Consider the following 20853-nt stretch of genomic DNA (forward strand, 5'->3'; position numbering starts at 1 on the left):
TTTAGAATCCGCTGACTGTGCCGGAAAAAGTCAGGCGCACACCGAGGAGGAAGCATGGAATTCACGATTCACAACCAGGTGCTGACGGCCGTCTTCGTCATCGCCATCGTCATGGGCGCCGTGGCGAACAAGACCAACTTCTGCACCATGGGTGCCGTCTCCGACTGGGTCAACATGGGCGACACCGGACGCCTGCGCGCCTGGCTGCTGGCCATGGCCGTGGCGATGCTCGGCGTGGCCGCCATGGCCGGCATGGGCCTGGCCAGCATCGGCAACAGCACCTTCCCGCCCTACCGCACGCCGAATTTCGCTTGGCTGCGCTATCTCCTCGGCGGACTGATGTTCGGCATCGGCATGACGCTGGCCTCCGGCTGCGGCAACAAGACTCTGGTGCGCATCGGCGGCGGCAACCTCAAGTCGCTCGTCGTCCTGGTCATCGCCTCGGTCTGCGCCTATCTCATGCTGTGGACCGACTTCTACGCCCAGGTCTTCAATTCCTGGATCGCCGCCACCACTGTCGACCTCGGCAAGTCGGGCATGCAGAGCCAAGCGGTCAGCGAATTCTTCGGCGCCGGCATAACCCCCCAAGTCGCCACCGGGGTCGTGCTCGGCCTGGTCCTGGCCGGCTTCGCCTTCGCCTCGAAGGAGTTTCGCGGCAGCTTCGACAACATCCTCGCCGGCGTGATCATCGGCCTGGCCGTGGTCATCGGCTGGTACCTGACCGCCGGCCCGACGGGCACGGCCTGGAAGGAATGGGCGGAAATGGCCGACACCGTGCCGAGCCGCGTCGAGGTGCAGTCCTTCACCTTCATCAGCCCGATGGGCGACAGCGTCCGCTACCTGATGAGCCCGGGCGATTTCGCCAACATCAACTTCGGCATCACGGCCCTGCTCGGGGTCATCGTCGGTTCCTTCCTGTATGCGCTTCTCAGCGGCAATTTCCGCTTCGAGTGGTTCGTCTCCGGCGGCGACTTCCTCAACCATGCCATCGGCGCCGTGCTGATGGGCATCGGCGGCGTGCTATCGATGGGCTGCACCGTCGGCCAGGCCATCACCGGCGTATCGACATTGGCCATGGGCTCCTTCCTGACCTTCATCGCCATCGTCGCCGGCGCAGCCGCGACCATGAAGCTCCAGTACTGGCGCATGATGCGGGAGGCTTGAGGCGCCTGAAAAATTGACACCGCGCATACCGGCTTCTATAATGCGCGGCTCTTTCGGGGGTCGTTAGCTCAGCTGGTAGAGCAGCGGACTTTTAATCCGTTGGTCGGCGGTTCGAATCCGCCACGGCCTACCAAGGAATACAAGGGCTTGGGAGCAATCTCAGGCCCTTTTCCTTTCCCGCTGCAGGAGATCGGGGTACTCCCTTCAGGTTATTTTCCCGGCAGAAGCCTCCCGCTAGGATGTGCAGCCCGCCAAGCCCGGAAAATGTGATGCGGTTCGACCCCCTTGCTTCATTCCTGTTTCCCGAACAAGCCCCGATCAGCCGGCGGGAAAAAGTCATTTCCGCCCTGGCCGCCTGCGCGGCCATCGGCCTGGTCATCTGGGTCAGCCAGCTCTTCGCGCATGCGGAACACCGCCCGTTCGTGATCGCCTCCATGGGCTCCTCCGCGGTCCTGCTGTTCGCCGTCTTCCACAGCCCGCTCTCCCAACCCTGGGCAGTCGTGGGCGGGCACCTGATATCGGCGGCGATCGGCGTAGCCTGCGCCCAGGCTATCCCCAACCCCGTCATGGCCGCGGCAGCCGCACTGGGGCTGTCCATGTTGGCCATGCACTGGCTGCGCTGCCTGCACCCGCCGGCCGGCGCCACGACGGTGTTCGCCGTCATCGGCGGCCAGCCCATCCAGTCCCTCGGCTGGGGCTATGTCTTCTCCGTGGTCGGCATCAATGTCGCCCTGCTGATCGCCATCGCCATGGTCCTCAACAACCTGCTGCCGGGCCGGCGCTATCCGATGCGGCGACCGGCCCCGGCCGATGCCGGTGCACCGGCCGGGCGCGACATGCGGCCGGAACACGATGACATCGTCGCCGCGCTGAAGAGCATGGACGCCTTCATCGACGTGGCGGAGGAAGACCTCGAGCGGATCTATCTTCTGGCGACGATCAACCGTCAGAAGCGCAGCCTCGGTTCCATCCTCTGTCGCGACATCATGACCCGCAACGTCACCTCGGTATCGCCGGAGACGCCGTTGCCGGCGGTCTGGGGCGTCCTGCGCCAGCGCAACATCCGCGGCGTGCCGGTGGTGGATGAGGGGCGCCGCGTCGTCGGCATGGTGGCCATCTCGGACTTCCTCAAGAACACCGACTGGGACTGGAACCGCCGCGGCCGCCTGCGCTGCCTGCTGGCCTCGGCGCGGAAGAATCCGGCCGCGGCCGCCGACATCATGACCGCGCCGGTCATCTCGCTGGGCGAGGAGACGCACGTCGCCGAGCTTTTCGGCACTTTCGCCACGCACGGCATCAACCATGTCCCGGTCACCGATGCCGACGGCCGCCTGGCCGGCATCATCACCCGACTCGACCTCCTCAACCTCTTCGGCGACCCGTTGCGCACCCGGCAGGCCGCCTGACATCCCGGGCCTGGCGGTCAACCGCAATTGCCCCTCGGGCGCTCCCCGCCCATAATCGCAGTATCTTCCGGGCAAGGAGGCAACATGTTCCAGGTGCGCATCCACGGCCGCGGCGGGCAGGGCGTCGTTTCCGCCGCGGAAATGCTCTCGGTCGCCGCCTTCCTCGAGGGCAAGCACGCGCAGGCCTTCCCCAGCTTCGGCTCGGAGCGCATGGGCGCGCCGGTGATGGCCTTCTGCCGCATTGCCGACCGCGAGATCCGCCTGCGCGAGCCGGTCATGTCGCCCGACGCGCTGATCATCCAGGACCCGACGCTGCTGCATCAGGTCGACCTCTTCAGCGGCGTCACCACCGAGGGCCTGATCCTCATCAATTCCACGCGCAGCTTCGCCGAACTGGGCATCGGCGAGTTCGTCGAGGGCTTCCATCCCGACCTGCTGTGCACCGTGCCGGCCACCGAGCTGGCGCTGAAACACGTCGGCCGGCCGCTGCCGAACGCGGCGCTGCTGGGCGGCTTCGCCGCGGTGTGCGGCCAGGTCCGGCTGGAATCGGTATTCGCCGCCATCCGCGAGAAATTTCCAGGCAAAGTGGCAGAAGGCAACGTCGCCGCCGCACGCGAGGCCTACGAGATCGTCATGCATGAACGCGAAGAGGCCGGCCATCATGCTTAAACAGACGGAAGGCTCACACGCCATCGCCGAGTCGGTCGCCCTGTGCCGGCCGGAGGTGATCTGCGCCTACCCGATCACGCCGCAGACCCACATCGTCGAGGGGCTCGGCGAGATGGTGAAATCGGGCGAGCTCAAGAACTGCGAGTTCATCAACGTCGAGTCGGAGTTCGCCGCGCTCTCCGTCGCCATCGGCGCCTCGGCCGCCGGCGCGCGCACCTACACGGCCACCGCCAGCCAGGGCCTGCTGTTCATGGCCGAGGCGGTGTACAACGCGGCGGGGCTGGGCCTGCCCATCGTCATGACCATCGGCAACCGCGCCATCGGCGCGCCGATCAACATCTGGAACGACCACACCGATTCCATGTCGATGCGCGACGCCGGCTGGATCCAGCTCTACGCCGAGACCAACCAGGAGGCGGCGGACCTGCACATCCAGGCCTTCCGCCTCGCCGAGGAGCTGTCGATGCCGGTCATGGTGTGCGTCGACGGCTTCATCCTGACCCACGCCTACGAGCGCATCGACGTGCCGGCGCAGGAACAGGTCGACGCCTACCTGCCGCCCTTCGAGCCGCGCCAGGTGCTCGACACGCGCGAACCCGTCTCGATCGGCGCCATGGTCGGCCCGGAGGCCTTCATGGAGGTGCGCTACCTCGCCCACCACAAGCAGATGCGCGCCCTCGAGCTGATCCCGCGGCTCTCGCAGGAATTCAAGGAAGTGTTCGGCCGTGACTCCGGCGGCCTCATCCGCACCTACCGCGCCGAGGACGCCAAGACCATCGTCGTCGCCCTCGGCTCGGTGAACGGCACCATCAAGGACGTCATCGACGAGCTGCGCGACGAAGGCTACGCCATCGGCGCCGCCGCCATCGTCTCCTTCCGCCCCTTCCCGAGCGACGAGCTGCACGAGCTGCTCTCGCACGCCAAGCGCCTGGTGGTGATCGAGAAGTCGCTGGCGGTAGGCATCGGCGGCATCGTCTCGCACAACCTGCGCATGGCGCTGTCCGGCATCTCGCTGCACGCCTACACGGTGGTGGCGGGGCTGGGCGGGCGCGCCATCACCAAGGCCAGCCTGCGCAGCCTGTTCGAGCGCGCGCTGCGCGACGAGCTGGAACCGCTCACCTTCCTCGATCTCAACCAGGCCGCCATCGACCGCGAGCTGGCACGCGAAAAGGCGCAGCGGCGTTCCGGCCCTTCCGCGGAAAACATCCTGCGCGACCTGGGCATACGCTGAGGAGAACACGATGGAAATGCAGCAGATCAAGTTCTACCAGACCGGCACCTTCACCGTCGGCAACCGCCTGCTAGACGCCGATCAGCGCAGCGTGCAGGCCAACATGGCGCGCACCAACTCGCTCAACTCCGGCCACCGCGCCTGCCAGGGCTGCGGCGAGGCGCTCGGCGCGCGCTACGCCATCGACGCGGCGATGCGCGCGGCGGACAACCAGGTCATCGCCTGCAACGCCACCGGCTGCCTCGAGGTGTTCTCCACGCCCTACCCGGAAACCTCCTGGCAGATCCCCTGGATCCATTCGCTCTTCGGCAATGCCGCGGCGGTGGCCACCGGCGTGGCGGCGGCGATGAAGGTCAAGGGCCGCAAGGAGGTGCGCGTCATCGCCCAGGGCGGCGACGGCGGCACCACCGACATCGGCTTCGGCTGCCTCTCCGGCATGTTCGAGCGCAACGACGACGTGCTCTACATCTGCTACGACAACCAGGCCTACATGAACACCGGCGTGCAGCGCTCCTCGGCGACGCCGCCGGCGGCGCGCACCGCCACCACCATGGCGGTCGGCGCCGCGCCGGGCAATGCCTTCGGCCAGGGCAAGAACGTGCCGGAGATCGCCATGGCGCACGGCATTCCCTACGTCGCCACCGCCTCGGTCGCCTACCTGCGCGACCTCGAGGAGAAAGTCAGTCGCGCCATGACGGCGCGGGGTGCGCGCTACATCCACATCCTGGTGCCCTGCCCGCTCGGCTGGGGCGCCGCGCCCCACGACACCATCAGGCTGGCGCGGCTCGCCGTGGAGACCGGCCTCTTCCCGCTCTTCGAGGCCGAGCACGGCGAAGTCACCCACTCGACGCCGATCCGCCGCCGTGTGCCGGTGGAGGAATACCTGAAGCCGCAGAAGCGCTTCGCCCACCTCTTCGGCAAGACCGAGGCTGTCGACACCATCGCCCGCATCCAGGCCATGGCCGATCGCAACATCCGCAAATATCGCTTGGTGGATGAACGCCGCCATGGATAAACCCTTCGCCATCACCCTCGATCCCGGCTCCTCGCTCGCCAACCGCACCGGCTCCTGGCGCACCGTGCGGCCGGTGTATGTCGACCGCCTGCCGCCCTGCAACCACGCCTGTCCGGCCGGCGAGAACATCCAGGGCTGGCTGTTCCATGCCGAGTCGGGCGACTACGAGGCGGCCTGGCGCGAGCTGGTGAAGAACAACCCGATGCCGGCGGTCATGGGCCGCGTCTGCTACCACCCCTGCGAGACCGCCTGCAACCGCGGCCAGCTCGACGAGTCGGTGAGCATCCACGCCGTCGAGCGCTTCCTCGGCGACGAGGCGCTGAAGCGCGGCTGGACCGTCGCGCCCGGCCCCGACACCGGCAAGCGCGTGCTGGTGGTCGGCGCCGGCCCGGCCGGACTTGCCGCCGCCTGGCACCTGCGTCTCGCCGGACACGCCGTGACGATCTTCGAAGCCAACGCGCAAAGCGGCGGCATGATGCGCTTCGGCATCCCCAAGTACCGGCTGCCGCGCAAGGTGCTCGACGCCGAAGTCCAGCGCATCCTCGACCTGGGCATCGAGCTGAAGCTGAACAGCAAGGTCGACGACCTGCTGGCGACGATGGAAACGGGGGGCTTCGATGCCTGCTTCCTCGCCGTCGGCGCACACCTCGCCAAGCGCGCCTACATCCCGGCCGGCGATGCCGACAAGATCCTCGATGCGGTCTCGGTGCTGCGCGGCATGGAAGGCGAAGAGAAGCCGCTGCTCGGCCGCCGCGTGGTGGTCTATGGCGGCGGCAACACCGCCATCGACGTGGCACGCACGGCCAAGCGCATGGGCGCCGAGGAGGCCATAATCGTCTACCGCCGCACACGCGAGAAAATGCCGGCACATGATTTCGAGGTGCAGGAAGCGCTCGACGAAGGCGTCATGATGAAGTGGCTGTCCACCATCAAGGAAGCCGGCGAAGCCAGTTTCACCGTGGAGAAGATGGCGCTCGACGAGAACGGCTTTCCGCAGCCGACCGGCGAATTCGAGACCATCGAGGCCGATTCGCTGGTGCTGGCGCTGGGGCAGGACGTCGACCTGGGGCTCCTCGCCGTGGTACCGGGACTGACTTTCGACAGCGGTTCGGTCGTGGTCGACGCCGGCATGATGACCGGCCATGCAGGGATTTTTGCCGGCGGCGACATGGTGCCGGGCGATCGCACCGTGACGGTGGCCATCGGCCACGGCAAGAAGGCGGCTCGCAACATCGACGCCTGGCTGCGCGGTGAAACCTATGCTCCGCCGCCCAGGCACGAGGTCGCCACCTTCGATAAGCTCAACACCTGGTACTACGCGGACGCGCCGAAGACCGTGCAGCCGGTGCTGGACATCATCCGCCGCCAGGGCACCTTCGAGGAGGTGCTGGGCGGGCTCGACGAGGGCAACGCCCTGTTCGAGGCCAGAAGGTGTCTCTCCTGCGGCAACTGCTTCGAATGCGACAACTGCTACGGCGTCTGCCCCGACAACGCCGTCATCAAGCTCGGCCCGGGCAAGCGCTTCCGCTTCAACTACGACTACTGCAAGGGCTGCGGCATCTGCGTCGCCGAGTGCCCCTGCGGAGCCATCCGGACCGAACCGGAAACCATTTAAGCTTCCTCCGGGCAAGCCGTTAACCGCTTGAGACACAAGCGGTTAACCATGCCCATCAAGAAAATTGCCGTCGCCCGCCTCGAGCCGGGCATGTTCATCCACGACCTCAACTGCGGCTGGATGGACCATCCTTTCCTCACCACCCGCTTCAAGCTGGAGTCGGGCAAGGACCTCCGGAAAATCGTCGAGGCCGGCATCCGCGAGGTGTATATCGACACCGGCCTCGGACCGGACGTTTCCGATGCGCCGACGACGGCCGACGTGCGCGGCGAACTCGACGGCAAGCTGCAGCAGATCGCCGAAGAATCGGCGGCGACACCGCGCGCCTCCACCCGCGAGGAACTGGGCCGCGCCCACAAGGTGCACTCGGAGGCGAACCTCATCATGCGCAGCGTCATGCACGACGTGCGCCTGGGCAGGCAGGTGCACGTCGAGCAGATGGCGCCGCTGGTGGACAAGATGGCCAGCTCCATCCTGCGCAACAGCGGTGCGCTGCTTTCCCTCACGCGCATCAAGAACAAGGACGAATACACCTTCCAGCACTCCGTCGGCGTCGCCGCCCTGCTGATCGCTTTCTGCCGCGGGCTTGGCCTCGACGAGGAGACGCTGCACCAGGCCGGCATCGGCGGCATGGTGCACGACGTCGGCAAGATGCGGACGCCCGACGGCATCCTCAACAAGCCGGGCAAGCTCACCGACGAGGAGTTCGTCGTCATGCGCCACCATGTCGTGGCGAGCCGGGAAATCCTCGAGATCACGCCGAACATCTCGCAGACGGCGCTGCAGGTGGCGGCGCAGCACCACGAGCGCTACGACGGCAGCGGCTACCCGAACCGGCTCAAGGGCGACGAGATCTCGCGCATCGGCCAGATGGCTTCAATCATCGACGTCTACGATGCCATCACCTCGGATCGGGTGTACCACAAGGGCATGGCCCCCACCGAGGCCCTGCGCAAGCTGTTCGAATGGAGCAAGTTCCATTTCAACCCGGAGCTGGTGCACGCCTTCGCCAAGGCGGTCGGCATCTACCCGGTGGGCGTCCTGGTCCGCCTGGAAAGCGAACGGCTGGCGGTGGTGGTCGAGCAGCGCGAAGCAAGCATGCTGCAGCCGCTGGTGCGGGTCGTGTTCGACGCCAGGCGCAACTACTACCTGAAGCCCGAGGACGTAGACCTGTCGAAACCGATGGGCCGGGGCGGCGCCGACCGCATCACCGGCCATGAGCTGCCGGAAAAGTGGCAGATCGATCCGATGAGATTCCTCTGAACCCGCCGACTCCTCTATAAGACCCGTTTCACCCTCGCATCCCGGTCTGTGTCGCTTAAACGGCATTCTTCCATGCGGCAGTCCCCCTATAATTGACGCTTTTCCGCGCATAAGCGGCCGTTGGCAGCCAGTTGCTAGAAGGAGGGGATGATGGGGACGAAATACCAGGAATTTCACCGCCGCTCGATCGAGGACCGCGACGCCTTCTGGAGCGAGCAGGCCAGGCTGATCGACTGGCACAAGCCGTTCGGCCAGGTGCTGGATTATGGCAAGCCGCCTTTCGCCAAGTGGTTCGTCGGCGGCGAGACCAACCTCTGCCACAACGCCGTCGACCGGCACCTGAAGGACCGCGCCGGCCAGCCGGCGCTGATCTACCTCTCGACCGAGACCGGCGAGGAGAAAACCTACACCTACGCCGAACTGCACGCCGAGGTGCAGCGCATGGCCGCCGTCCTGCAGAGCCTCGGCGTCGGCAAGGGCGACCGCGTGCTGATCTACATGCCGATGATCGCCGAGGCGATCTTCGCCATGCTCGCCACCGTGCGCATCGGCGCCATCCATTCCGTGGTGTTCGGCGGCTTCGCCGCCAACTCGCTCGCCACCCGCATCGACGACGCCCAGCCGAAGGTGATGGTCACGGCCGACGCCGGCATGCGCGGCGGCAAGGCGGTGCCCTACAAGCACCTGGTCGACGAGTCGCTGCGCCTGGCGGCGACGCCGCCGCTGAAGGTGCTGATCGTCAACCGCGGCCTCGACAAGGAGATGCCGCGCGTCGCCGGACGCGACCTCGATTACGCCGAGCTGCGCGCGCAGCACATGAACGCGCAGGTGCCGTGCACCTTCGTCGAGTCCTCGCATCCGTCCTACATCCTGTACACCTCCGGCACCACCGGCAAGCCGAAGGGCGTGCAGCGCGACACCGGCGGCTACGCCGTGGCGCTGGCCGCCTCGATGCGCCATGTGTACCAGGCCAACCCGGGCGAGACCTACTTCGCCACCTCCGACATCGGCTGGGTGGTCGGTCACAGCTACATCGTCTACGGCCCGCTCATCAACGGCATGGCCACGGTGGTGTACGAGGGCACGCCGATCCGTCCCGACGCCGGCATCTGGTGGAAGATCGTGCAGGACCACAAGGTCACGGTGATGTTCTCGGCGCCGACCGCCATCCGCGTGCTGAAGAAGCAGGACCCGGCCTTCCTCAAGAAGTACGACCTCTCGTCGCTGCGCCACCTCTTCCTCGCCGGCGAACCGCTCGACGAGCCGACGGCGAAGTGGATCGCCGAGGCGCTCGGCAAACCCATCTACGACCATTACTGGCAGACCGAGACCGGCTGGGCCCTGCTCACCGGCCTGCCCGGCATCGAGGCGCATCCGACCAAGTTCGGCAGCCCCTCCTTCCCGGCCTACGGCTACGACGTGCGCCTGCTGCACGAGGCCACCGGCCAGGAGGTCGGCGCCGACGAGAAGGGCGTCGTCGCCGTCATCCCGCCGCTGCCGCCCGGCTGCATGACGACGGTGTGGGGCCAGGACGAGCGCTTCGTGCAGACGTATTTCACCTCCTTCCCCGGCAAGCAGATCTACACCACCTTCGACTGGGGCATCCGCGACAAGGACGGCTACTACTTCATCCTCGGCCGCACCGACGACGTCATCAACGTCGCCGGCCACCGCCTCGGCACGCGCGAGATCGAGGAGGCCATCAGCGCCCATGCCGCCGTCGCCGAAGTCGCCGTGGTCGGCGTCGCCGACCCGCTCAAGGGCCAGATGCCGATGGCCTTCGCCGTCGTCAAGGACCCGGCGAAGATCGCCACGCCGGAACTGCGCGCCGCCCTGGAGAAGGAAGTCATGGGCACGGTGGACGGCCTGCTCGGCCCCATCGCCCGGCCGAAGAACGTGCACTTCATCAACCAGCTGCCGAAGACGCGCTCCGGCAAGGTGCTGCGCCGCTCGATCCAGGCCATCGCCGAGGGCCGCGACCCCGGCGACCTGACCACGCTGGACGATCCGGTCGGCATCCAGATGGTGAAGGACGCGGTCGCGGGCAAATAAATCGCCGTCCCGCAGGGACTGACTTTTCAATAAAAAGGCCCGGCGGTTGCCGGGCCTTTTTTCATCGGGCGGCTGCCGGCTCAGCAGCGGAAGCGCGACACCGAGTTGCGCAGGCCGACCGCCAGTTCCTCGACCTTGCGGGCTTCGCCCGCCGCCTCGCTGGCGGCCGAGCTGTTCGTCTCCGACATCTGGGCGATGCGCTCGACGCGCTGGGCGATGTCGGTGGCGGCCGAACTCTGCTCGACGAGGGCGCTGGAAATATCATTGACCACCGCGACGACGTGGGCGGCGCCCTCCTTGATCTGGGTCACCGACTGACCGGCTTCCTGCGACAGGCGCGCGCCCTCGTTCACGCGCTCCACCGAGGTCTCCATTTCGGCGACGGCCTGGCGGGCGTTGTTCTGGATCGCCTCGACCATGCGCGTGATCTCGCCGGCGCTGGAACCGGTGCGCTCGGCCAGCTTGCGCACTTCGTCGGCCACCACGGCGAAGCCGCGTCCCTGCTCGCCGGCGCGCGCCGCCTCGATGGCGGCATTCAGCGCCAGCAGGTTGGTCTGATCGGCGACATCCTTGATGACCTGGACGATGGCCGAGATCTGGTCGGATTGCACGCCGAGCTGCTCGATGGTCCGCGCCGCCTTGTTCACCGTCAGGGCCAGCTGCTCCATCTCGCCGGCCGCCTGGCCGATCACTTCGCCGCCCTGGCGCGCATCGTCGCCCGCCTTCTGCGAGATGGCGTTGGCGTCCTTGGCGCCGTCCGAGATGTGCGTGATGCTGACCGTCATCTGCTCGACCGAGGCGGCCATGCCGGAGGCGGTGTCGCTCTGCTCGGCGGAGGCACGCGCCACCTCGTCCGAGTTCGTCACCAGGTGCGTCGCGGCGGTCGTCAGCTGCTCGGCGCTGCCGCGCACATTGTTGACCGCGCGCTGCAGCGACTCCACCAGGGTGTTGAAGCCGGTCGCCGTCTGGGCGACCTCGTCGTTGCCGTCGGTTCCGGCGCGCCGCGTCAGGTCTCCCTGGTCGGCGATCTCCAGCATGGTCTTGCGCAGTTCGGCCAGCGGCAGGGCGACGGAACGGACGATGATGAAGGCGAGGAACAAGCCGATGCCCAGTGCGCAGGCCATGCCGACCAGGGCAAGGTTGCGCACCAGCGCCTGCGAAGAGCGTGCGTCGGCATATTCCTCCCCGGCCATTTTTACCTGCTGATCAAACAGGGCTCGCAGCTTGTCCAGCATCTCCTTGCCCGGCCCCCGCGCCGCTTTCAGGAAGCTCGCGATGTTCGCATCCGAATAGTCCCCGCCCCGCACCGCCTTCGCTGCAGGCAGCAGGGCGCCGCCGACAAATTCCGCGCGCGACCGTTCGAATTCGTCCGCCAGCTGCTTCTCCTCGCCATCCAGGCCGTGGGACACGAACTTCTTCCACAGGCGATCGATCTCCTGCACGTTCGCGTCAATGCGATCGAGGTGCTCGCTCACCGGATGGTCGTGCAGCTTGGCATAGCCATGGGCCGGATTGTGCTGGAAGGCGAGCAGCAGTTGTGCCGCGTTGTCGCTGCGCAGTTCCAGAATCCGTGCCAGATCGGCCGCAGGCGCCGTGTCATCCTCGAATACCGTCTTCAGGCTGTCCTCGATGCGGGCCATGCCGTACATGCCCAGGGTAAACCCGATGACCCAGAAACCGACCAGCACGCCCAACAGCAGCCACAGCCGGAAACCCACGCCCGTCCTGCGAATCAGCGCAAACATGATTGTTGTTCCTTTTGTCTTCAACTACATCGGCAACACGCGTGCCGGCCTTTGAGCATGGTTTATCGGCATAAGGCGGCGGGACTTTAACCCTGTCCAATGAGGGGGCAAGTCCACTTGCCGACAGGGGTTGATCCACGTCAAGCCGGTTCGGCCCGGCCGCCCATAGACTTCCAACTCTCCGAAAGCGCACGCCCCCATGCTCACCGGCAAACCCTTCGAACTCGTCTGCCCGGCCGGCGCCCTGCCCGCCCTGAAAGCCGCCGTGGACAACGGCGCCGACTGCGTCTACACCGGCCTCAAGGACAACACCAACGCGCGCAACTTCACGGGACTGAATTTCGACGACGCGCAATTGCGCGAGGGCATCCGCTACGCCCACGACCGCCGCGCCAAGGTGCTGCTGGCGTTGAACACCTACCCGCAGACCGCCACCTGGTCCCGCTGGACCGCCGCCGTCGACAAGGCCGCCGACTTCGGCGTCGACGCCATCATCCTCGCCGACCCCGGCCTGATGGAATACGCGAAGACGAAGCATCCGCAATTGCGCCTGCACCTCTCCGTGCAGGGATCGGCCACCAGCTACGAGGCGATCAATTTCTATCACGAGCAGTTCGGCATCCAGCGCGCCGTGCTGCCGCGCGTGCTGGCGATGGCCCAGGTCGAGCATGTGGTGAAGAGCACGCCCGTCGAGATCGAGGTGTTCGGCTTCGGCGGCCTCTGCGTCATGGTGGAAGGCCGCTGCGCGCTGTCCGCCTACGTCACCGGCGACTCGCCCAACACCGTCGGCGTCTGCTCGCCGGGCAAGGCGGTGCGCTACGAGCAGACCGAGCGCGGCATGGAGACGCGCCTCAACGGCGTGCTCATCGACCGCTTCGCCGAGGGCGAGAAGACAGGCTACCCGACGCTGTGCAAGGGCCGCTTCGAGGTAAACGACGAGACCTACTACGCCATCGAGGAGCCGACCAGCCTCAACACCATCGAGCTGCTGCCGAAGCTGATGGAGATCGGCGTCAAGGCCGTCAAGATCGAGGGCCGCCAGCGCAGCCCCGCTTACGTCGCGCAGGTGACGAAAGTGTGGCGCGAGGCGATCGACTCGGCGCTGCGCAACCGCCAGGGCTACGCCGTGCGGGACGCCTGGATGGCGGAGTTGAACAAGGTCTCTGAAGGCAACATGCACACCTTGGGCGCCTACTACCGGCCCTGGAAATGAAACTAGCTCTCGGCCCCCTGCTGTACTACTGGCCGCGCCAGCAGGTCTTCGATTTCTACGAGGCCATCGCGAGCGCTCCGGTCGACATCGTCTACCTCGGCGAGACAGTCTGCGCCCGCCGCCACGAACTGCGCGTGCAGGACTGGGCCGACATCGCGAAAAAACTCGTCGCCGCCGGCAAGCAGGCCGTCCTCGGCACGCAGACGCTGATCGAGTCCGAGTCCGACCTGAAGACCCTGCGCCGCGTCATCGACGAAACCGGCTACCTCACCGAAGCCAACGACATGGGCGCCGTGCGCCTGCTGTCGGCCGAAAAGCGACCCTTCGTCGCCGGCCCCTTCCTCAATATCTTCAACAGCGCCACGCTGGGCCTGATGGCGAAACTGGGCGCCACGCGCTGGGTGATGCCGGTGGAAATGTCGGCCGAGGCCCTGCGCGACCTGCAGGCGAACCGTCCCGCCGGCCTGGAAACCGAGGTGTTCGCCTACGGCCGCCTGCCGCTGGCCTTCTCGGCACGCTGCTTCACCGCCCGCCACTTCAACCTGCAGAAGGACGACTGCCAGTTCAAGTGCCTGGAGTTCCCCGACGGCCTGCTCATCAAGACGCGCGAGGGCGAAGAGTTCCTCACGCTGAACGGCATCCAGACGCAGTCATCGAAGGTGTACAGCCTGATCGGCGAAGTAGGCGCCCTGCGTGAGCTGGGCGTCGATGTGCTGCGCATCAGCCCGCAGTCGAGCCACACCGCCGAGCTGATCGACATCTTCCGCGCCCGCCTCACCGGCACGCTCGACGTGCCGGCGGCGCGCAGCCGCATGGCCGCGCTGGAAGTGGCGGCGCCCTGCAACGGCTTCTGGTACGGCAAACCCGGTCTCGACCTGATCGCCGCTTGAAGCTTAAATCATTCCGGCATACAGCAACGCCGGAAATTCCTTGACAGAATCTCCCGCGCTCCATAATTATCCGTATCAGGTCAGCGAACGGCGCACATAGAGAAAGTTCCCGCGTAAGCGGGGCGACAAGCGGATAGGGCCACACGGGTAGGTGTAGCAAATCTTTTCCTTGGAGGAAGGATCGGCAATGGCGGCGTTGCTGACGACGGAATCGATCGCGCCCGACGAGCGCGTGGAATGGTGGCACGAGCGCGCCACCGAGCTGTTCGGCGCCCAGTACCGGATCGAGCCCGACCGGCAGGCGCCGTTCAACATGGAGCTGTCCCTCGAGTACGCCGAACCGCTGGTCTTGTTCAAGGGACAGGGCAGCGCACATCGTGCAGAACGTCGCAGCGACAGCGACGGCAACGCCAAGGTCGTCGTCCATCTCCAGATCGAAGGCCACTGCACCGTCCGCGCGGAAGGGCGCGAGGCCCTGCTCAAGCCGGGGGACATGACCCTGCACCGGGTCAGCAAATCGAACGACCTGCACTTCCACGACGATTACCGGCAGATTTGTGCCGTGCTGCCCGAAGCGTCGCTCGAATCCGAATTCAAGGACTGGTCGCGCCTTGCCGGAGCGGCCATTCCCACGGATTCGGGGACCGCGGCGGTGCTCGCCGACCACCTGCGTTCCCTCGCCGGCCACTCCGAGGTGCTCGTCCAGCCCGGCGCCAACGAACTGACTTCCTTCACCATCGGCCTGGTCCGCGCCACCCTGCAAACCCTGAAGGGCGGCGAAGCCGGCATGTCCCTTGGCCTCAGGGCCTACCATCTGGGACGCGTCAAACGTTTTGCCCTGGCCCACCTGCACCTGCCGTCGCTCGACGTGGATTACATTGCCGCCGGCGTCGGCTTGTCGCCTCGCTACGTGCACCGCCTCTTCGAGGACGAGCCACAGCCGCTCATGCGCTGGATCATGAAGGAGCGCTTGGAGCGCGCCTACGCCCAACTCAAGGGAAATCCGCGCCAGTCCGTTTCCAACGTCGCCTACGCCTGGGGCTTCAGCGACCACGCCCATTTCACCCGCAGCTTCCGCAAGCAGTTCGGCCTGTCTCCACGGGAAGTCCGGCCCTCCGACACCCGCCCTGCCGAGCAGTAGCACTCCCTCCGCAGGACATGCCTTGCGCCTGACGGCCTGACCGACGCAAGCGCCCCGACGCCGGCTGCCTTCCCGCCGTCAGCACCCTGAAAATTTGCGCCATTTCATTTAGGTTGCGAGCATTTTCAGACAAAGCCCCGTGCACTCCGCGACAAGACGTCGCATCTGGCGGCAGTTAATCTTCGCCCATCAAGAACCACTGTCTGCCCATAAAGCGATGTTTTGGGCTTGCTGCTTGCGGCAAAGCCAAATTACCACGACGAATGGAATCCAAGCCCATGAAAAAACTGAGCCTGATTTTCTCGGTAGCCCTTCTGTCCACCCCGGTGCTTGCCGCCGATGTGGATGCCGACGCCGCCAAGGCAATGCTGAAAAAGAACGACTGCTTCAAGTGCCACGCCATGGACAAGAAGAAGGACGGCCCCGCCTACAAGAAGGTGGCCGAAAAACACAAGGGCAAGGCCGACGCCGAGGAAAAGCTGTTCAAGCACGTGACGACCAGCCCGATGGTCGAGATCGACGGCAAGAAGGAAGAGCACAAGGCCATCAAGGGCAGTGAAGCGGATATCCGCAACACGCTGCGCTGGATCCTGTCGCTCTGAACGCAGAACGCCTGGGGCGACCCCGAGGCCGCCCCAGGCAGCATCGCTCCGGCCTGGCTCCGCCGGATGATACGCAGCAATAAATAGAGGCGCGTCCGTCACGGGAACGTGCCCGCCAGATCCGCCCACGACCAAGCGCCGGATCCAGCTTCCAGAGAGAAAAACGAACAATCAGATATTGATCCGCCCCGGTCAAGGGGACGGGTTGCACGAAGGAGGAGAGGCAGGTGGTAGGAAAGATCAGGAACGCACTCGGTCGCTGGTGCTCAGGCAAGGCCTCGATAACGGTGCTGCTCGTCGGCCTCGGTGTCGGCATGCTGCTGTTCAGCACCGGTTCGGCCGCCCTGTGGTGGACCAATACGGAGTCCTTCTGCGCCAGCTCGTGCCACGAGATGAGCCACAACGCCAACGAGCACCGCGACACCATCCACGACAAGAACCGCACCGGCGTGCGCGCCACCTGCAGCGACTGCCATGTGCCGAAGGATCCGATTCCGCTCTACGTGCGCAAGATGGGCGCGGTCAACGACCTCTGGGGCCACTTCGTCACCGGCTCGATCAATACGCCCGAAAAGTTCGAGGCCAAGCGCTACGAGCTGGCCAAGCGCGTATGGACCTACATGCAGGATAACGACTCGCGCGAGTGCCGTTACTGCCACAACGACAAGAAGATGGACCCGGATCGCCAGTCCGACAAGGCCAAGGCACGCCATGTGAAGGCACAAAAGGAAGGCCTGACCTGCATCGACTGCCACTTCGGCATCGCGCACCAGGAGCCGGAGGGCGGCCCCGGTCCGCAGGAATTGAAGCAAGAAAGACTGGCAAAAAGGTAAGCGGTTTCTGTACTTGAACTTAAAAGGGATTGTCCGCGCGTTCCAGAGCGTGCGGACTTTTTTGGTGTAGTGGAAAAAGGCAATTCTTGGGGGGTAAATAAATGAACATAAAGCTGCGACATCCGCTCGTCGCCGCACTCCAGGCCGTGGTCCTGGCGTTCGGCATTTCAGCGGCCGCCCACGCTGCGGACAAGACGGACGAGAAGAAAGCCGCGCCCGTTGACATGGTTCTCAAGGGCGATGCCAAGTGCACGCGCTGCCATGACGAGACCGAAGCCTATCCGGTACTGTCGATCGGCAAGACCAAGCATGGGGTCAAGGCCGACGGACGCACGCCGACCTGCACCAGCTGCCACGGCGAGAGCAAGGCCCACGAGGAAAACCCGCAGGGACTGAAGGATCGACCCAAGGTCGACCGCAACTTCAAGAAGGGCACGACCACACCTGTCGAAGTCCAGAACGAGGCCTGCATGAGCTGCCACCAGGGCGGCAAGCGCATGCACTGGGCGGGCAGCCAGCACGCCAGCGGCGACGTCGCCTGCACCTCCTGCCACCAGATGCACACCCAGCACGACAAGGTGCGCGACAAGAAGACCCAGGGCGAAGTCTGCTACACCTGCCACAAGGAGCAGCGCGCCCAGTCCTTCCGCGCCTCGCACCATCCGATCAAGGAAGGCAAGGTCGGTTGCGCCGACTGCCACAACCCGCACGGCTCGACCGGCCCGAAGCTGCTGCAGAAGAACACCGTGGTCGAGACCTGCTACACCTGCCACGCCGAGAAGCGCGGCCCCTTCCTGTGGGAGCACCCGCCGGCCAGCGACAACTGCCTCAACTGCCACACGCCGCACGGCTCCAACCACAACTCGCTGCTGAAGACGAAGCCGCCCTACCTGTGCCAGCAGTGCCACGACTTCACGCACCATCCGAGCACTGCCTACAGCGGGCGCGGCCTGCCGATCAGCGAGGGCGGCGTCGCGCCGGCCCAGCAGCAGTTGCTGCGGGCCTGCCTGAACTGCCACACCCAGGTCCACGGGACGAACCATCCGTCCGGTGCGCGCTACACCCGCTAACCGCAAGGGAGAACCGACATGACACGTAATATCGAAAAGCGTTTCGCGCGCAATGTCCTGGCCGTCTCCATCGCGGCCATCGGAATGAATGCCGGAATGAATGCCGCCTGGGCTGACGAGGGCGAGGAAGAGGTACGCCGCCTGATCCGCCCGGACAGCGAAATCGAGCTGGGCGTCGGCCACCTTTCCTCCGACGGCAACAACAAGTTCGGCGACTTCACCGGCCTCGACCACACCGGCACCAATCTGATCGGCAACGTCCGCGTCACCCGCCGCGGCGAGAACGATCCCGGCTATCTTGAAATCGATGCACGCAATCTCGGCCTGGATTCGCGCAGCATCAAGGTCGAGGGCGGCCAGCAGGGCAACTTCGGCCTGCGCTTCGAGTACGACCAGCTGCCCAAGCTGTTCTCCGACAGCTACCAGACGCCTTTTGTAAACCCCGGCGATAACAGACTGGTCTTGCCGGCCGGCTGGGTCGCGTCGAACACGACACCGGGCATGGCCCGGCTCAACAGCAGCATGCGCTCCTTCGACGTCGAGACCATGCGCAAGTCGATCGGCCTCGGCCTGACCAAGCTGCTGCCGGCCGGCTGGGACGTCTCGGTCAATTTCAAGCGCGAGAAGAAAGACGGCAACCGTTTCATCGGCGCGGTCATCGGCAACTCCGGCGGCAACCCGCGCGCAGCGATCCTGCCCGAGCCGGTCGACTACACGACCGACCAGTTCGAGGCCATCGCCCGCTACACCACGCCCAAGCTGCAGCTGCAGTTCGGCTACTACGGCTCCTTCTTCCGGAACGACAACGCCGCCTTGGCCTGGCAGAACCCCTATGCCAATGCAGCAGGTACCACATGGGGCAATGCCGCAGTTGGCTATGCAGGAGGTGGGTTCGGACAGATCGGGCTGCCGCCGGACAACCAGTTCCACCAGATCCACGCCTCGGGCGGCTACAACTACAGCAAGGACACGCGCATCGCCGGCAACCTGAGCTTCGGCCGCATGACCCAGGACGACACTTTCCTGCCCTACTCGGTGAATCCGGCCCTGGCCATCGGCACGCCGATGCCGCGCTCCTCGCTCAACGGCAAGATCAACACCACCCACGCCGACCTCAAGCTCACCTCGAAGCTGATGCCGAAGTTGCACTTCACGGCGGCTTACCGCTACGACGACCGCGACAACAACACGCCGCAGGCGCAGTACTGGTACATCGGCGGCGATTCGCAGACCCAGGCCGCCGCCGGCACCAGCAAGGTTCGCACCAACCTGCCGGGCAGCAGCACCAAGCAGCAGGCCCATGCCGAGCTGGATTACAAGCTCGCCGCGCACACCAAGCTGAAGCTCGGCTACGAGTACGACTGGGTCAAGAAGACCTACGAGGCCATCGACTGGGAGCGTGAACACACGGTCAAAGCCGGCGTGGACCACCGCTTCAACGAGATGGCTTCGGCTGGCGTCAGCTACGCCTATTCCGACCGTAACACCTCCAACTACAACGCTGGCTCTCCTTTCCTTGCCAGCTATACCAGCGCCGCCTATATCGCCACACTCCCAGTAAACCAGCGCTGGGACAACGTGCCGACCCAGAAGAAATTCTTCCTGGCCCCGCGCAAACGCGACAAGCTGCGCGCCCACGCCAACGTCTCGCCAAACGAGCGCCTGGACCTGCAGTTCGGCGTCGACTACAACGACGACAACTATCACGACTCGGAGTTGGGCCTGAGGCACGCCAAGGGCTGGGCGGCCAACATCGACGCCAACCTGCAGGCCACCGACGCCGTCACCGGCCACGCCTTCGCCTCGTTCGAAAATTACGGGAGCGACCAGCGCTCGGTACAGCTGGCCGCCGACAGAACACAATATACGGACCCGGCGAGGCGCTGGACAGCCGATATCTCCGACCAGACCCTCACCGTCGGCCTCGGCTTCCGCGTCAAGCCGGGCGGACGCTACGAGTTCGGCGGCGACTTCTCGCACTCCCACTCGAACGGGGAAATCAAGGTCACAACGTCAGGTACAGCGGCCGTACCCGCTGCGATGCCCCTGCCGGACGTCACCTCCCGCCTCAACCGGGTAGACTTGTTCGGCCGCTACTGGGTGAAGAAGGACGTGTCGGTCAACGTGAAGTACATCTACGAGCGCTTCCGCTCCAAGGACTGGGCCTACGACAATGTGCTGACGAACAGCATGGCCAACGTGATCGGCACCAACCAGGAGAGTCCGGACTACAGGGTGCATTTCATCGGCGTATCCGCTTCCTACCGCTTCCAGTAATCCCTCTCCTCGCCCGCTACGGCTTTCCGCCCTGGCGGGCGTTTTTACGTCTGCCACCGGCTGCGGGCCGGCGATACGGCAAGGTGTTAAAATTATTTGATGACTCCACTCGACAAAATCCGCGCCGTTTTCAAGGGCGGCTTGAAGTTGCCGCAGTTCGAACTGCCCAAGCCGATCGGCGCAATCAACGCCCGCCTGCCGCAGCTGCCGCCCACACTGGGGCTGACCACGGCGCTAAACCTTGCCCTAGACCGCATCCTGCCGCGCGCGACCCTCGAGCCGCTGACCGGCAAGCTGGTCTGCCTGCGCGTCACCGACGGCGGCTTGACCCTGAATTTCACCTTGACCGAAAAGGGATTTCGCCCAGCCGTCAGCAGCGCCAAGCCGGATTTGATGATCTCCGCCAAGGCGCGCGACTTCATTGCCCTCGCCCTGCGGGAGGAGGACCCCGACACCCTGTTCTTCAGCCGCCGCCTGCTCATGGAAGGCGATACCGACCTCGGCCTGCTGGTGAAGAACACGCTGGACGCCATCGACTGGCCGCGCCTCGACCCCGATTCTCTGCACCCCGCCCGCCTGCTGGCCCTGCTCAGGCTGCGACTGGGGCCGTCCGGCAGATAAAATCGCGTTTTTGATCTTTCGCAAGCCCCGCATGCGCGGGGACAGG

17 protein-coding genes and 1 tRNA gene are annotated in these 20853 nt (G+C 65.6%); 17 read left to right on the forward strand and 1 reads right to left on the reverse strand.

Annotated elements, in window-relative coordinates; genetic code table 11:
* Positions 1 to 54 precede the first annotated feature (54 nt).
* From ROZ00_12505 to ROZ00_12545, 9 genes are all read left to right on the forward strand, one after another.
* Positions 55 to 1164: a YeeE/YedE family protein gene (locus ROZ00_12505; protein MDT3737040.1), complete on the forward strand. Its 1110-nt coding sequence runs from the start codon at positions 55 to 57 to the stop codon at positions 1162 to 1164.
* Between the two features lie 57 nt (positions 1165 to 1221).
* A tRNA-Lys gene (locus ROZ00_12510) sits at positions 1222 to 1297 on the forward strand.
* 136 nt (positions 1298 to 1433) lie between these two features.
* Positions 1434 to 2570: an HPP family protein gene (locus tag ROZ00_12515; protein ID MDT3737041.1), complete on the forward strand. Its 1137-nt coding sequence runs from the start codon at positions 1434 to 1436 to the stop codon at positions 2568 to 2570.
* Positions 2571 to 2654: 84 nt separating this feature from the next.
* On the forward strand, positions 2655 to 3239 hold the full coding sequence (locus ROZ00_12520) for a 2-oxoacid:acceptor oxidoreductase family protein (GenBank protein ID MDT3737042.1): 585 nt from the start codon (positions 2655 to 2657) through the stop codon (positions 3237 to 3239).
* Positions 3208 to 4470 carry a pyruvate ferredoxin oxidoreductase gene (gene porA / locus ROZ00_12525; GenBank protein ID MDT3737043.1) on the forward strand — a complete coding sequence of 421 codons (1263 nt, stop codon included), beginning with the start codon at positions 3208 to 3210 and terminating at the stop codon, positions 4468 to 4470. Before ROZ00_12520 ends, porA begins: the two co-directional genes overlap by 32 nt.
* A 10-nt stretch (positions 4471 to 4480) precedes the next feature.
* Positions 4481 to 5485, forward strand: a complete 1005-nt coding sequence (locus ROZ00_12530) for a thiamine pyrophosphate-dependent enzyme (protein ID MDT3737044.1) — start codon at positions 4481 to 4483, stop codon at positions 5483 to 5485.
* Positions 5478 to 7100 (forward strand): NAD(P)-binding protein, encoded by a 1623-nt coding sequence (locus tag ROZ00_12535; GenBank protein ID MDT3737045.1) that lies wholly within the window; start codon positions 5478 to 5480, stop codon positions 7098 to 7100. The genes ROZ00_12530 and ROZ00_12535 overlap by 8 nt, the downstream gene beginning before the upstream one ends.
* Positions 7101 to 7148: 48 nt before the next feature.
* The gene (locus ROZ00_12540; protein MDT3737046.1) at positions 7149 to 8363 is read left to right on the forward strand and encodes an HD-GYP domain-containing protein; all 1215 of its coding nucleotides are present in this window, start codon (positions 7149 to 7151) and stop codon (positions 8361 to 8363) included.
* A gap of 147 nt (positions 8364 to 8510) precedes the next feature.
* A complete protein-coding gene (locus ROZ00_12545) occupies positions 8511 to 10415 on the forward strand; it encodes a propionate--CoA ligase (GenBank protein ID MDT3737047.1) in 1905 nt (634 codons plus the stop codon).
* 80 nt (positions 10416 to 10495) lie between these two features.
* Here the strand turns inward: ROZ00_12545 and ROZ00_12550 are convergent, their stop codons facing one another.
* Complete coding sequence (locus tag ROZ00_12550) at positions 10496 to 12160, reverse strand: methyl-accepting chemotaxis protein (protein ID MDT3737048.1); 1665 nt, start codon at positions 12158 to 12160, stop codon at positions 10496 to 10498.
* A gap of 199 nt (positions 12161 to 12359) precedes the next feature.
* On the opposite strand from ROZ00_12550, the gene ROZ00_12555 reads away from it, so the two are divergent.
* The 8 genes from ROZ00_12555 to ROZ00_12590 all read left to right on the forward strand — a co-directional run bounded on the left by ROZ00_12555 (position 12360) and on the right by ROZ00_12590 (position 20807).
* Entirely contained in the window at positions 12360 to 13373 is a 1014-nt protein-coding gene (locus ROZ00_12555; GenBank protein ID MDT3737049.1) for a peptidase U32 family protein, read from the forward strand.
* Positions 13370 to 14263 carry a U32 family peptidase gene (locus ROZ00_12560; GenBank protein MDT3737050.1) on the forward strand — a complete coding sequence of 298 codons (894 nt, stop codon included), beginning with the start codon at positions 13370 to 13372 and terminating at the stop codon, positions 14261 to 14263. Before ROZ00_12555 ends, ROZ00_12560 begins: the two co-directional genes overlap by 4 nt.
* A gap of 187 nt (positions 14264 to 14450) precedes the next feature.
* Positions 14451 to 15404: a helix-turn-helix domain-containing protein gene (locus ROZ00_12565; protein ID MDT3737051.1), complete on the forward strand. Its 954-nt coding sequence runs from the start codon at positions 14451 to 14453 to the stop codon at positions 15402 to 15404.
* Positions 15405 to 15682: 278 nt separating this feature from the next.
* Positions 15683 to 16006, forward strand: a complete 324-nt coding sequence (locus ROZ00_12570) for a c-type cytochrome (GenBank protein ID MDT3737052.1) — start codon at positions 15683 to 15685, stop codon at positions 16004 to 16006.
* Between the two features lie 227 nt (positions 16007 to 16233).
* Positions 16234 to 16839: a NapC/NirT family cytochrome c gene (locus tag ROZ00_12575; protein ID MDT3737053.1), complete on the forward strand. Its 606-nt coding sequence runs from the start codon at positions 16234 to 16236 to the stop codon at positions 16837 to 16839.
* Positions 16840 to 16940: 101 nt separating this feature from the next.
* Positions 16941 to 17909 carry a DmsE family decaheme c-type cytochrome gene (locus ROZ00_12580; GenBank protein MDT3737054.1) on the forward strand — a complete coding sequence of 323 codons (969 nt, stop codon included), beginning with the start codon at positions 16941 to 16943 and terminating at the stop codon, positions 17907 to 17909.
* 18 nt (positions 17910 to 17927) lie between these two features.
* Positions 17928 to 20186, forward strand: coding sequence for an MtrB/PioB family decaheme-associated outer membrane protein (locus ROZ00_12585; GenBank protein MDT3737055.1), 2259 nt, complete (start codon positions 17928 to 17930; stop codon positions 20184 to 20186).
* A gap of 99 nt (positions 20187 to 20285) precedes the next feature.
* Positions 20286 to 20807: an SCP2 sterol-binding domain-containing protein gene (locus ROZ00_12590; GenBank protein ID MDT3737056.1), complete on the forward strand. Its 522-nt coding sequence runs from the start codon at positions 20286 to 20288 to the stop codon at positions 20805 to 20807.
* The last annotated feature ends 46 nt before the right edge of the window (positions 20808 to 20853 follow it).

The organism is Denitratisoma sp. (genome assembly GCA_032027165.1).
Taxonomy (GTDB): domain Bacteria; phylum Pseudomonadota; class Gammaproteobacteria; order Burkholderiales; family Rhodocyclaceae; genus Desulfobacillus.